Origin of the sequence: Antiquaquibacter oligotrophicus (assembly GCF_020535405.1) — a bacterium.
Taxonomy (GTDB): Bacteria; Actinomycetota; Actinomycetes; order Actinomycetales; family Microbacteriaceae; genus Rhodoglobus; species Rhodoglobus oligotrophicus.
The window spans coordinates 967,899-980,753 of record NZ_CP085036.1 but is presented as its reverse complement, the minus strand read 5'-3'; the positions used below and the strand labels follow the sequence as shown (position 1 = coordinate 980,753).

General features: G+C 66.0%; 11 protein-coding genes. 3 read left to right on the top strand and 8 right to left on the bottom strand.

Translation table 11 applies throughout. The features are described from left to right. The first annotated feature begins 79 nt into the window (after positions 1-79). Complete coding sequence (locus LH407_RS04850; RefSeq protein WP_322132420.1) at positions 80-1,879, top strand: cytochrome c biogenesis protein DipZ; 1,800 nt, start codon at positions 80-82, stop codon at positions 1,877-1,879. A gap of 409 nt (positions 1,880-2,288) precedes the next feature. Here the strand turns inward: LH407_RS04850 and pstS are convergent, their stop codons facing one another. Continuing rightward, the gene (pstS, locus tag LH407_RS04845; RefSeq protein WP_322132421.1) at positions 2,289-3,362 is read right to left on the bottom strand and encodes a phosphate ABC transporter substrate-binding protein PstS; all 1,074 of its coding nucleotides are present in this window, start codon (positions 3,360-3,362) and stop codon (positions 2,289-2,291) included. 130 nt (positions 3,363-3,492) lie between these two features. On the opposite strand from pstS, the gene LH407_RS04840 reads away from it, so the two are divergent. Beyond that, positions 3,493-3,831: an ArsR/SmtB family transcription factor gene (locus LH407_RS04840; protein ID WP_322132422.1), complete on the top strand. Its 339-nt coding sequence runs from the start codon at positions 3,493-3,495 to the stop codon at positions 3,829-3,831. 28 nt (positions 3,832-3,859) lie between these two features. Then, positions 3,860-4,840, top strand: coding sequence for an SRPBCC family protein (locus LH407_RS04835; protein WP_322132423.1), 981 nt, complete (start codon positions 3,860-3,862; stop codon positions 4,838-4,840). Here the strand turns inward: LH407_RS04835 and LH407_RS04830 are convergent. From LH407_RS04830 to LH407_RS04800, 7 genes are all read right to left on the bottom strand, one after another. Then, entirely contained in the window at positions 4,830-5,495 is a 666-nt protein-coding gene (locus LH407_RS04830) for a winged helix-turn-helix domain-containing protein (RefSeq protein ID WP_322132424.1), read from the bottom strand. The genes LH407_RS04835 and LH407_RS04830 overlap by 11 nt on opposite strands. Before the next feature lie 5 nt (positions 5,496-5,500). Continuing rightward, the gene (pstB, locus tag LH407_RS04825; protein WP_322132425.1) at positions 5,501-6,280 is read right to left on the bottom strand and encodes a phosphate ABC transporter ATP-binding protein PstB; all 780 of its coding nucleotides are present in this window, start codon (positions 6,278-6,280) and stop codon (positions 5,501-5,503) included. Positions 6,281-6,309: 29 nt separating this feature from the next. Beyond that, entirely contained in the window at positions 6,310-7,389 is a 1,080-nt protein-coding gene (gene pstA, locus LH407_RS04820; RefSeq protein ID WP_322132426.1) for a phosphate ABC transporter permease PstA, read from the bottom strand. Next, on the bottom strand, positions 7,389-8,327 hold the full coding sequence (gene pstC, locus LH407_RS04815) for a phosphate ABC transporter permease subunit PstC (protein WP_322132427.1): 939 nt from the start codon (positions 8,325-8,327) through the stop codon (positions 7,389-7,391). Before pstC ends, pstA begins: the two co-directional genes overlap by 1 nt. A gap of 153 nt (positions 8,328-8,480) precedes the next feature. Beyond that, positions 8,481-9,566 (bottom strand): phosphate ABC transporter substrate-binding protein PstS, encoded by a 1,086-nt coding sequence (locus tag LH407_RS04810; protein ID WP_322132428.1) that lies wholly within the window; start codon positions 9,564-9,566, stop codon positions 8,481-8,483. Positions 9,567-9,701: 135 nt separating this feature from the next. Continuing rightward, positions 9,702-10,628, bottom strand: coding sequence for an NUDIX hydrolase (locus tag LH407_RS04805; protein ID WP_322132429.1), 927 nt, complete (start codon positions 10,626-10,628; stop codon positions 9,702-9,704). Further along, on the bottom strand, positions 10,625-12,799 hold the full coding sequence (locus tag LH407_RS04800; RefSeq protein ID WP_322132430.1) for an RNA degradosome polyphosphate kinase: 2,175 nt from the start codon (positions 12,797-12,799) through the stop codon (positions 10,625-10,627). Before LH407_RS04800 ends, LH407_RS04805 begins: the two co-directional genes overlap by 4 nt. Positions 12,800-12,855: the final 56 nt, after the last annotated feature.

Below are 12,855 nucleotides of genomic sequence, written 5' to 3'. Positions count from 1 at the left end.
AGCCGGTGGAGGGCTTTTCGCCGACCGTCACGAGGCTTTTCGGCATCCGACGCGAAACGGTTTGGATTCGATCCGGGGGTTGACAAATCCAACCCGGTTTCCGAACCGTTCCGAACACCCTCCCGACCGCAGCTGCGGCCACACCGCATTCGACCCGGAGGTTCTCGTGCTCAGCCTCGCCCTCATCGGCTTCCTCGGAGGCCTCATCACCGGCATCTCGCCGTGCATCCTCCCGGTGCTGCCCGTGATCTTCCTTTCCGGTGGCGCCATGAGCGCCCGGGACGCGGATGCCCCGCAGAAGGTCAGCCGTTGGCGCCCGTTCCAGGTGATCGCGGGCCTCGTTGTGGCTTTCAGTCTCTTCACCCTGATCGGATCGCTCATCCTGGCGCTCCTCGGCCTACCGCAGGACTTCCTCCGCTGGGCGGGCATTGTTGTGCTCGTGCTCATCGGTGTCGGGCTGATCGTGCCCGCCTTCCAGCACATCCTTGAGAAGCCGTTCTCGTGGATCCCGCAGAAGAACGTCGGCACCGAGCGCGGCGGTTTTGTGCTCGGCCTCGCGCTCGGTGCCGTCTACGTGCCGTGTGCCGGCCCCGTGCTCGCCGCGATTACGGTGGCGGGTTCGACGGGCAACATCGGCCCGGAGACGATCGTGCTCACGTTGAGCTTCGCGATCGGTGCCGCGCTACCGCTGCTGATTTTCGCACTCGCCGGGCGCCGCGTCGCCGAGCGTGTGAAGACGTTCCGCAAACACCAGGCGAAGATCCGCACCATCGGTGGCGTCGTGATGATCGCGCTCGCCGTGGGTCTCGTCTTCAATCTTCCCCAACTCCTGCAGCGCCTCGTACCCGATTACACGAGTGTGCTGCAGGACCAGTTCGCGAGCGACGAGGCCATCGCCGAGCAGCTCGACCTGGGTGGCCTCGAGAACGACCAAAACAAAGACCTCGACCTGTGCACGAACGGCGCGAGCGAACTCGAGAGTTGCGGCACCGCGCCCGACATCAAGGGCATCCAGGAGTGGTTCAACACCCCGAACAATGAGCCGATCGACCTCGCCGACCTCAAGGGCAAGGTTGTGCTCATCGACTTCTGGGCGTACTCGTGCATCAACTGCCAGCGGAGTATCCCGCACACCGTCGCCTGGAACGAGGCCTACAAGGATGCCGGGCTCGAGGTGATCGGCATCCATTCGCCCGAGTACGCCTTCGAGAAGGAGCCCCGCAACGTCAAGGCGGGGGCCCAGAACTTCGGCATCACCTACCCGGTGGCGCTCGACAACAACCTCTCCACGTGGACGAACTACCGCAACCGTTACTGGCCAGCCCACTACCTGATCGACGCGGACGGTGTCGTGCGGCACGTGAAGTTCGGTGAGGGCGGGTATGCGACGACCGAGAAACTCATCCGTGAGCTGCTCGAAGACGCAGACCCCGGTGTGCAGCTGCCGGCGGCGACGGATGTTGAGGACGACACCCCCGAGGCCGGTTCCACCACCCCGGAGACCTACCTCAGCCTCGGCAAGGTGGTGAACTTCGCGGGCGATGAGGAGTACGCGTCGGGTGTGAACTCCTACCGGTTCCCGAAGGACCAGCCGAAGGACTCGTTCGCGCTGCAGGGGGAGTGGGAGCTCGGATTCCAGAACGCGACCCCGAGTGGCGGGGAGGCGAGCATCCGGCTCAACTACACGGCACGCGAGGTGCGGATGGTGCTGGGCGGCGAGGGAACGGTGACCCTGAAGGTGGGGGACCAGGAGCGCACGATCGACGTGTCGGGCACACCGAACTCGTACTCGCTCATCCCGCTCGGTGACCCGCAGCAGGGCACCCTCGAGGTAACGGTCTCGCCCGGCGTGGAGGCGTACTCCTTCACCTTCGGGTAGGGCGGCGCTGCTCCGCTGGTTGAGGAGCCGCCGCAGGCGGCGCCGCCTCGCTGGTTGAGGAGCCGCCGCAGGCGGCGTCTCGAAACCGAGCCCCGTGTTACTTCGTTGGGTGGTTTCGATGACGCCGGGCTGCGCCGCGGCTACTCAACCACCAGGTACTGCAGCCGTCGTACCGTACCCCGCTGGTTGAGGAGCCGCCGCAGGCGGCGTCTCGAAACCGAGCCCCGCGTTACTTCGTCGGGTGGTTTCGATGACGCCGGGCTGCGCCGCGGCTACTCAACCACCAGGTACCACACCCGCAGGCGGCGCAACCCCGCTGGAACCGAGCCCCGTGTTACTTCGTTGGGTGGTTTCGATGACGCCGGGCTGCGCCGCGGCTACTCAACCACCAGGTACTGCATGCCCCGGGTTACTGGATGGAGTCGATCGCCGCCTGCACGTCGGCACGCAGCGACGGGGCGAGGGGTGCCGAGCCCGCGATGTCCTGGGCATCCGCCTGGCCCGCATCACTCGCGATGTGGGTGAGGTAGGCGCGCACGAGCTCTGCGGTGTTCGCGTCGCGGTACTCCTGGCACACGATCAGGTAGCTGATGAGCACGAGCGGGTACACGCCCGGCTCCTCCGACGCGCGGTCGACGTCGAGCGCGATGTCGTGCTCGGTGCGTCCCGGCAGTCGCGGCGAGAGTTCGACGATGGCCGCGGCACCGTCCGCGGTCGGCTGCACGAAGTCGTCGCCGACCCGGATGCTGGCAATATCCAGTTGCCCGGCCTTCGAGGCATCCACGTACCCGATCGTGCCGCGGCCGCCCTCAACTGCCGCAACGACTCCCGAATTTCCGAGGGCCGATTCGCCGCTCAGGTACGGGAACGTTCCACTCGGCTCAGCCCCCCACTCCGTGGCGGCGACGGCGTCGAGGTATTCGGTGAAGTTGGTGGTGGTGCCGGAGTCGTCCGAGCGGTGCACGGCGGTGATGGCCGCATCGGGCAGGTCGACGCCGGGGTTGAGTTCGACGAGGGCCGGGTCATCCCAGCGTGTGACGTCGTCGGCGAAAATGCGGGCGAGGGTGGGCCCGTCGAGGCGAAGCTCGTCGAGGCCGGCGACGTTGAACACAACCGCGATGGGAGAAATGTAGAGCGGCAGGTCGATGGCGGTGGTGCCCTCGGCGCACGTGCGGTGTTCGCCCGCGAGTTCTTTGTCGTTGAGGGGCGAGTCGGAGCCGGCGAAGTCGGAGCCGCCGGCGAGGAAGGCGGTGCGCCCGGCGCCGGAACCGACGGGGTCGTAGTTGACGCTCGCGTAGGCGTTGGCCCGCTGGAATCCCGCGACCCACACTTCTTGCGCGGCGCTCTGCGAGCTGGCGCCGGACCCGTCGATGGTGCCCTCGAGGTCGCTCGGGGTGTCGCCCATCTCGTTGACGGCGCATCCGGTGAGCAGTGCTGCGGCGATCACGACCGCGGCGGCTGCGGCTGAGCCGCGCTGAATCATGTGGTCCCCTCGGGTGCGATGCGGTTAAGCATCGTTGTGCAGCTAGGTGAACACCAGGTTAACGGGATGCCCTGACCGATGTCATCCGGATGCTTGACGCGCGCACCCGATCGTCGTAACGTACAACCAAATGGTTGTACAAAACGAACTCAGTGACGCGGAAGTCGATCGCATCTTTCATGCCCTCGCCGACGCGACGCGACGCGACATCCTCCGTCGAACCCTCGTCGGGGAAGCCTCTGTGAGCGAACTCGCGGATGCGTACACGATGTCGTTCGCGGCCGTCCAAAAGCACGTCGCTGTGCTGGAAGGAGCAGGCCTCGTGACCAAAGAACCCCGGGGGAGGGAGCGCATCGTGCGCGGCGACGCCGAGACGATCGCCCGTGCTCGTGCCCTCCTCGACAGCTACGCCGAACTCTGGCGCGCACGCATCGGACGCCTCGATGCACTGCTCGCCGACGACAACTGATGCAGAACGAACACAGAAGGAGAACATCATGCCCGTGACATCCGTCACCACCGACCCGGAGGCGCTCAGCATGACGCTGACCGCCGAGTTCCCGGTAGCGCCAGAGCGCCTCTGGGACGCCTTCGCCGACCCGCGCAAACTCGAGCGCTTCTGGGGGCCGCCCGGATACCCCGCCACCTTCGGCGCGTACGACCTGAGCCCGGGTGGCGTCATCCACTACTGGATGACCTCCCCCGAGGGCCAGAAGTTCTACGGACGCTGGGACGTCACCGAGGTGGATGCACCGCGATCGTTCACCGTCACGGACGCGTTCGCCGACGAGAACGGCGTCGCAGACACGAGCATCCCGGCCGGCACCATGATCGTGACGATCGAACCGATCGCAGACGGTTCACGCCTGACGGTGCTTTCGAAGTCCCCGACCCTCGAAGCGCTCGAGCAGGTCATCGCGATGGGCCAGGTCGAGGGCATGACCCAGGCGATGGGTCAGCTCGACACCGTGCTCGCCGACCTGCGCGACTACGCCCTCGGCAAGGGCACCCAGACGGAGATTCTGGATGACACGCACGTCAAGATCACGCGTGCCTTCGAAGCACCGCGGCACCTGATCTGGCGCGCCCACACCGAACCGGAGCTCATGCGGCAGTGGCTGCTCGGCCCCGACGGCTGGGAGATGACGGTGTGCGAGGTCCAAGCGGTTGCGGGTACCCCGTACCGCTACGCGTGGGCGCCGGTGGGCGAGACGCAGGGCGAGCCGTTCGGGTTCGAGGGCGAGACGGTTGTCGTCGACGCGGAGCGCCGCATGGTGTCTACCGAGAGCATGACGGGTGCCGACTTCCCGGCGAACGTCAACGATCTCACGCTGGACGAAGCCGACGGAGTGACGCTCCTCACGCTGTACATCACGTACCCCAACAAGGAGCAGCGGGACTTCATCCTCGCGACCGGCATGACCGACGGCATGGAGGCCAGCTACGCGCGGCTCGAGAAGGAGCTCGTCACCGCGTGATGCGGTACCCCACCCCTCGCACGGTCTCGAGCACCGAGTGGCCGGACCCCTCGAGCTTGCGGCGGATGCGCCCGATCATCACCCGGATGCCCTGAACCGAGGCCGCGGGAAGGTCGGACGCCACCTCCGCAAGCTCGTCCGCGCTCATCACGCGGTCCGCAGCCAGGAGTACCTGCAGCAGCTGGAACTCGCGCGCCGACAGGTACACGTCCTTGCCGTCGACCGAAACACGGTGCGAGAGCAGGTCCATGGTGAGGGAGCCCGCCTGGAGTGTCGTGCGGGACGCGGGCTCGGGGGCGGCGAGTCTCGCCTGCTGCTCCAGTTCGCGCGCGCCGAGCGGGAGGCCCAGGATGCACCGGGCACCGTGATCGAGCGCTTCCACCGCGACGGCCTTGTGCGTGTCATCCGCGAGTGCCACGAGGATCGGAAGCCCGGTCCGGCGCACCGCGTCGACGTAGTCCAGGAGATCCACACCGTGGACGTCGGTCGGCACGACAACCACATCCGGGTGTGAGCGTCCGATCGACAGCAGCGAGTTGGCGCCGTCGTCGTGCAACTCGAGGTCGATGCCGTCGACGGCGAGGTCGGTGACGAGAGCCTCCGTTGGCTGGTTGCGTGTCGAGACGACCGTGGCGATGAGGAGCTGCGGTCGCATCCGACTTATCCGAACTTGCCGGAGACGTAATCCTCGGTGGCCTGAACGCTCGGCTTGGAGAAGATCGTCGTGGTGTCGTCGTACTCGATGAGCTTGCCGGGCTTGCCGGTGCCAGCGATGTTGAAGAAGGCGGTCTTGTCGGAGACACGCGACGCCTGCTGCATGTTGTGGGTCACGATCACGATCGTGTAGTCGGTCTTGAGTTCCTCGATGAGGTCTTCGATGGCGAGGGTCGAGATCGGGTCGAGTGCCGAGCAGGGCTCGTCCATGAGGATGACCTCGGGGGAGACGGCGATCGCGCGCGCGATGCACAAGCGCTGCTGCTGACCACCCGAGAGACCGGAGCCGGGGAGGTGCAGGCGGTCCTTGACCTCGTTCCAGAGGTTCGCGCCCTGGAGCGACTTCTCGACGAGAGCGTCGCCGTCGGACTTCGACATGCGCTGGTTGTTGAGCTTGACACCGGCGAGCACGTTGTCGCGGATCGACATCGTAGGGAACGGGTTGGGGCGCTGGAACACCATGCCCACCTGGCGACGCACGAGCACCGGGTCGACGCCAGCACCGTAGAGGTTGTTCCCGTCGATGAGCACCTCGCCCTCGACGTAGGCACCGGGGATGACCTCGTGCATACGGTTGAGGGTGCGGAGGAAGGTCGACTTACCGCAGCCGGACGGGCCGATAAAAGCGGTCACGGTGCGGGGCTCGATGGTGAGCGAGACATCCTCCACGGCCTTGAACTTGCCGTAGTAGACGTTCAGGTCGTTGACCTCGATGCGCTTGGACACGTGGGTTCCTGTTCTGTGGGTGACGGCGCTTAGCGGCCGAGCTTGGGGGAGAAGATGCGGGCGATGAGGCGGGCGATGAGGTTGAGCGCCATCACGATGAGGATGAGCGTGAGCGCGCCCGCCCAGGCGCGGTCGAGGTAGACCTGCACGTCAGTGCCGGGGTTGGCGTACTGCGTGTACACGAAAACGGGGAGCGTCATCATGCGGTCGGCGAAGAGGTCGTAGTTCATGTTCGTGGTGAAGCCCGCGATGATGAGCAGCGGTGCCGTCTCGCCGATGACACGGGCGATCGACAGGGTCACACCGGTCGCGATTCCGGCGATGGATGTTGGGATCACAACCTTCAGGATGGTGAGCCACTTCGGCACACCCAGCGCGTAGGAGGCCTCGCGCAACTCGTTGGGAACGATGCGCAGCATCTCCTCGCTCGAACGCACCACTACGGGGATCATGAGCAGCGAGAGGGCGACCGAGCCACCGAAACCGAAGCGGATGCCCGGGTCGGAGAACAGCAGCGAGAAGAGTGCATACGCGAAGAGGCCGGCGACGATCGACGGGATACCCGTCATGACGTCGACGAAGAACGTGATCGCGCGGGCGAGCGGACCGCGACCGTACTCGACGAGGTAGATCGAGGTGAGCAGGCCGACCGGGATGGAGATGAGGGCGGCCATTCCGGTGATGAGGAGCGTGCCGACGATCGCGTGGAGCGCGCCACCACCCTCACCGACGACGTTGCGCATTGAGCTCGAGAAGAACTGGATGTCAAAGCGCGGGAGTCCGCTGACGATGACGGTGAAGATGAGCGAGACGAGCGGAAGCAGGGCGATGATGAACGCGGTCGCAACCAGGGAGGTCACGAGCCGGTTGGTCGCTTGCCTGCGCCCCTCGACGAGGTAGGCGATGACGTAGATGAGCACGTCGAAGACGATGGTGCCCACGAAGATCGCGAGGGCGATGTTGAATTCGGCATCCATCGCGGCGGAGATCATCGCGAAGATGACGGAGACAACAACCCAGCTGCCGCCGAGGAGCGCCCACGGTGCCCAGCGCGGAAGTCGCCCTGTGGTGAGCGAGTTCGTGATCGACGTTGTCGCGGTGGCGCTCATCAGTTGGCTCCCGAGAAGGCCTTGCGGCGGTTGACGATGATGCGTGCGATCGAGTTGATCACGAGGGTGATCACGAAGAGGATGAGGCCGGTCGCGATGAGGGTGTTCACGCCGATGTCGTGAGCCTCGGGGAAGCTGAGCGCGATGTTTCCGGCGATCGTGTTGGGGTTCACCGAGCCGGTGAGTACGAAGCTCACAACGATGGCGGGCGAGAGCACCATGGCCACAACCATGGTCTCGCCGAGCGCGCGACCGAGGCCGAGCATCGCGGCGGAGATGATGCCGGGGCGACCGAAGGGCAGCACGGCCATCTGAATCATCTCCCAGCGTGTGGCGCCGAGGGCGAGGGCCGCCTCCTCGTGGAGCACGGGAGTTTGCAGGAAGACCTCGCGGCAGATCGCGGTGATGATCGGCAGGATCATGACGGCGAGCACGATGCCGACGGTGAGGATGGTGCGGCCGGTGCCCGAGGCGGGCGGCGTGAACAGCGGGATCCACCCGAGGTTGTCGGTCAACCACGCGTAGAGCGGTGTGACGGCCGGGGCGAGCACCTTGATGCCCCACAGACCGAAGACCACGGAGGGCACCGCGGCGAGGAGGTCGATGACGTAGCCGAGCGTCTGTGCGACGCGGCGGGGCGCATAGTGCGAGATGAAGAGGGCGATGCCGAGGGCGACGGGCATCGCGAGCAGGAGCGCGAGGGCGGCCGCCCAGACGGTGCCGAAGAGCAGCGGGCCGACGTAGGCCCAGAAACTCGACGGGGCTGTGGGCAGCGTCGCGGGGTCAGCGACGAAGGCGGGGATGGACTGGGCCACGAGGAAGATCGCGACCGCAGCGAGGGCGACGAGGATGAGGCTTCCCGCGACGACGGTGCTAGTCGAGAAGATGCGGTCGGCCGGGCGAATCGTCGCCTTGCGAACCGCGGAGGAGGTGGTCATCGGTGGTGTCCTGCGCCCGTCTCTGTGCTGCGTCTCTGCCGGAGGATTCTCCGGTGCGGACTGGTGGATTCGTGAGGTGTGGGGTGCTCTGCGGAGCAGCCTATCGGGCTGCGGTGGACGAGCACATCGCCCACCGCAGCCCGACGAGGGATGCTACTTGATGACCTCGATCGCAGCCGAGACCTTCTCGAAGAGGGTCTCGGAGATCGGAGCCGAACCGGCGGCCTCGGCGGACGCGGCCTGGCCCTCGGGGCTTGCGAGGTAGGTGAAGTAGGCCTTCACGAGCGCGCCCTGAGCCTCGTCGGCGTAGGTCTCGCAACCAATCGTGTACGACACGAGAACGATCGGGTAGACACCGGCCTCTTCCGACGTGCGGTCGAGCTCGATGGCGAGGTCGAACGCCTCACGACCCTCGACGAATGGCGACGCGTCGACGATGGCGGCAGCGGCCTCGGGCGAGAACGGAACGTACTCGTCGCCGACCTTGACGGCAACGGTTCCGAGGTCACCGGCGCGCGAAGCATCCGCGTAACCGATGGTGCCCGTGCCGTTGGTCACGGCGTCGACAACACCCGAGGTGCCCTGAGCGGCCTCACCGGACTCGATCGGCCACACGCCGTCGGCCTCGTAGGTCCACACGTCGGGAGCGGCAGCACCGAGGTACTCGGTGAAGTTCTCGGTGGTACCCGAGTCGTCCGAACGGTGGACCGGGGTGATCGCGGTCGCGGGGAGCTCGACGCCCTCGTTCTGCGACGCGATGGCCGGGTCGTTCCACGTGGTGATCGTGCCGGCGAAAATGCCTGCGATCGTGGCGGCGTCGAGGTCGAGCGTGTCGACACCCTCGAGGTTGAAGATCACCGCGATGGGCGAAATGTAGAGGGGGAGCTCGACGATGCCCGAGTCGGGCGCGCACGAGCCGAACTCGCCGGCCAGCTCGTCGTCCTTGAAGGCACGGTCGGAGCCGGCGAAGTCGCTACCGCCGGCGATGAAGGTCTCGCGGCCCGCGCCCGAACCGGCGGGGTCGTACGTGATGTTGACGTCGGGGTTCGCGGTCTGGAACGCCGCGATCCAGGCCTCCTGGGCTGCGCCCATCGAGGAGGCGCCGGCGCCGACGAGCGTGCCCTCGAGACCGCTGGGGGTCTCCTCGGACGAGCCGCCCTCGTTCGCCGCACAGGACGACAGGACGATGGCACCTGCGACAGCAATGGCAGCGATGCTGCCAAGACGCTTGAAGTTCACAATGTTCCCTTCGGGGGATTGATTACGGGACGGGCCTGGTGCGACCCACTGACCGAACCTAGGCAGCCCGGTTAACCACGGTTGTCCCGGAAGGTGAACGAAGGGTAAACGCGCCGCGAACACTGCGGCGAACTACTAGTTGGGGGTGTGACTCTCCACCGCGACAAGGGTGCGGCCGCGACGCGAGACGTGCAGCACCGAGAAATCGCCGGTCTGCGGATGCGCGGCGGCATCCAGCTCGGGGCCAGCTGGTGTTCCGGTCATCTCGGCGATCTCCCGCACGATCTGCGGAATCACCGGACCGTGGCTGCACAACACAACACCCGTCTTGCGCTTGAGGCGTTTCGCAACCACCTCGGGCACCCGCGACTGACCCTCCTCGTACGCCTCCTGGCTGATCGCCGTCGTCTCCTTCACCGGGAGACCCGCGAGCTGGGCGAGCGGCGCGATCGTGGAGGTGCAGCGCACCGCCGTGCTCGAGATGATCTTCTCCGGTGCGAAAGCGGCCATGGCGGGGGCGATGGTGCGGGACTGGTCGACACCTCGCTGCATGAGGGGGCGCGTGGCATCCGGGCCGTCCCACGAGCCGTGCGGCACCGCCTTGCCGTGCCGTGCGATCACAATGGGGAAGGTGCGAGCGGTGCCCGCCTTGATGCGAGCCGCGAGCGCCTCGATCATGTCGACGTCGTGCGAGTAGCTGACCTTTTTGATGGCCTTGCTGATCGGCAGCCACTCGAGGGACGAGATCTCGGAGTTCGGGGTGAAGCGGGCGAGCTCCAGGTCGTGATCGTTGACCTCGGCCGACCAGTAGTAGACGGTCTTCGGGCGCCCGCCGGGGAGTGTGTAGTGCACCTCACCGAGCGGTGCTCCCAGGGGCACCAGGATGCCCGTCTCCTCGTGGAGCTCGCGCTGCGCCGTCTGCGGCAGCAACTCACCCGGGTCAACCTTGCCCTTGGGGAGCGAAACATCCTTGTGCTGAGTGCGGTGAACGACAAGCACCTTCACGTCGGCACCCGTCATTCGCCAGCACACCACGCCGGCCGCAAGAACGGGCGCGGTCACCGAAGGGACGCCGAACGCTTGCGGGAGGAGATTCGTGTCATGAGGACATTCTGCATGTCCTGAAGCAACGAGCCATCGTCCGCACGCGAATGACGTGTCCAGGTTCCTGTCTCATCGAGCCACCACGACGACGTATCATCCGCCATCGCGAGGTCGAAGATCTCGTCGAGCTCGCGCAGGTGCGAGGGATCGGTGATGCGCACGAGCGCCTCGACGCGGCGGTCCAGGTTGCGGTGCATCATGTCGGAACTACCGATGTACACCTGCGGGTCACCGTTGTTGTGGAACGAGAAAATGCGCGCGTGCTCGAGGTATCGGCCGAGGATCGAACGCACCGTGATGTTCTCGCTCAGCCCCTCACGGCCCGGGATGACACCGCAGATGCCGCGGACCACAAGCTCCACCGGCACCCCGACCTGGCTCGCGCGGTACAGGGCATCGATGATCGCCTCGTCGACAATCGAGTTGACCTTGATGCGGATGCCCGACGGCAAGCCAGCGCGAGCGTTCTCGATCTCGGCGTTGATGCACTTGAGCAAACCCTTGCGCAGGTGCAGCGGTGCCACCAGAAGGCGCTTGAACTTCTTCTCGATCGCGTAGCCGGACAGCTCGTTGAAGAGACGCGTGAGGTCTTTGCCCACGGTGTCGCTTGCCGTCAGCAGACCCAGGTCTTCGTAGATGCGGCTCGTCTTCGGGTTGTAGTTACCCGTGCCGATGTGGCTGTAGTGGCGGAGCACCCCGCCCTCCTGACGCACCACGAGCGCGAGCTTGCAGTGCGTCTTGAGACCGACCAGGCCGTACACAACGTGCACACCCGCCTTCTCCAGCTTGCGCGCCCACGAGATGTTCGCCGTCTCATCGAAACGCGCCTTGATCTCCACGAGCGCGAGCACCGCCTTGCCCGCCTCGGCCGCAGCGATGAGCGCCTCCACGATGGGGCTGTCACCGCTCGTGCGGTACAGCGTCTGCTTGATGGCGAGCACATTCGGGTCGGCGGCCGCCTGCTCCAGGAACGCCTGCACACTCGTCGAGAACGACTCGTACGGGTGATGCAGAAGGATGTCCTGCTTGGCGATGGACGCGAAAATGTTCGGCGGCTGGTTGTCCTTCGGCAGCAAACTCACACTCGTCGTCGGAATGTGACGGGGGTACTTCAGCCCCGGCCGGTTGATGCGGGTGAGCTGGAACAGACCTCCGAGGTCCAGCGGCGCGGGAAGCCGGTACACCTCCTGCTCGGTGATGTCGAGCTCGCGAACCAGCAGACCGAGAGTGACCTCGTCCATGTCATCCGTGATCTCCAGACGGATGGGCGGGCCGAAGCGGCGGTTCAGCAGCTGCTTCTCGAGCGCCTGCAGGAGGTTCTCGTTCGGGTCCTCCTCGATCTCTACATCCTCGTTGCGGGTTACACGGAACTCGTGGTGGGCGATGATCTCCATCCCCGGGAAGAGCTCCTCAAGGTGATTCGAGATGAGGTCCTCGAGGGGGATGTAGCGCATCTGGCCGCTCGCATCATCCGGCAACTCCACGAACCGCGGCAGGTTCGTCGGCACCTTGAGTCGCGCGAACTCCTCCTTGCCCGTCTTCGGGTTACGCACACGCACGCTGAGGTTGAGGGAAAGCCCCGAGATGTAGGGGAACGGATGCGCGGGGTCCACCGCGAGCGGCATGAGCACGGGGAAGATCTGCGTCGAGAAGATCTCGTCGATGCGAGCGCGGTCGGCCTCGCCGAGATCCGACCACGTCTCGATGTGGATGTCGGCCGCGTCGAGTGCAGGCTTCACCTGCTCGCGGAAGACACGCGCGTGACGCTCCTGCAGCTCGTGGGCCTTGCGGCTCACCGCGGCGAGCACATCGATGGGCGAGGTGCCGACGTTGGTCGGCACGGCAAGACCCGTCTCGATGCGGCGCTTGAGCCCCGCGACACGCACCATAAAGAACTCGTCGAGATTGCTCGCGAAGATCGCCAAAAAGTTGGCGCGCTCCAGCAACGGCAGCTGGTCGTCCTCCGCCAGTTCCAGCACCCGCTGGTTGAAGGCGAGCCAGCTCAGCTCCCGGTCCAGGTAGCGGTCGACCGGCAGGGTGCCGTCGTCGACGCTCGACGACTCGTCGAGGTCGTACTCGTCGAGCGAATCTGTGGCGGATGCGGCATCCGAAAGATCGGGGCTGTTCATCCCGTAATCCTGCCACCGCTTCGTAAACGGCGGGTGAAGAGCTTCGCGGCGGAGGA

Coding starts and splice junctions, on each gene's coding strand:
- pstA (WP_322132426.1), bottom strand. CDS start 7,389: ATGAGCGCCACCGCGACAACGTCGATCACGAACTCGCTCACCACAGGG.
- LH407_RS04835 (WP_322132423.1), top strand. CDS start 3,860: ATGCCCGTGACATCCGTCACCACCGACCCGGAGGCGCTCAGCATGACG.
- pstS (WP_322132421.1), bottom strand. CDS start 3,362: ATGATTCAGCGCGGCTCAGCCGCAGCCGCCGCGGTCGTGATCGCCGCA.
- LH407_RS04840 (WP_322132422.1), top strand. CDS start 3,493: ATGGTTGTACAAAACGAACTCAGTGACGCGGAAGTCGATCGCATCTTT.
- pstC (WP_322132427.1), bottom strand. CDS start 8,327: ATGACCACCTCCTCCGCGGTTCGCAAGGCGACGATTCGCCCGGCCGAC.
- LH407_RS04830 (WP_322132424.1), bottom strand. CDS start 5,495: ATGCGACCGCAGCTCCTCATCGCCACGGTCGTCTCGACACGCAACCAG.
- LH407_RS04800 (WP_322132430.1), bottom strand. CDS start 12,799: ATGAACAGCCCCGATCTTTCGGATGCCGCATCCGCCACAGATTCGCTC.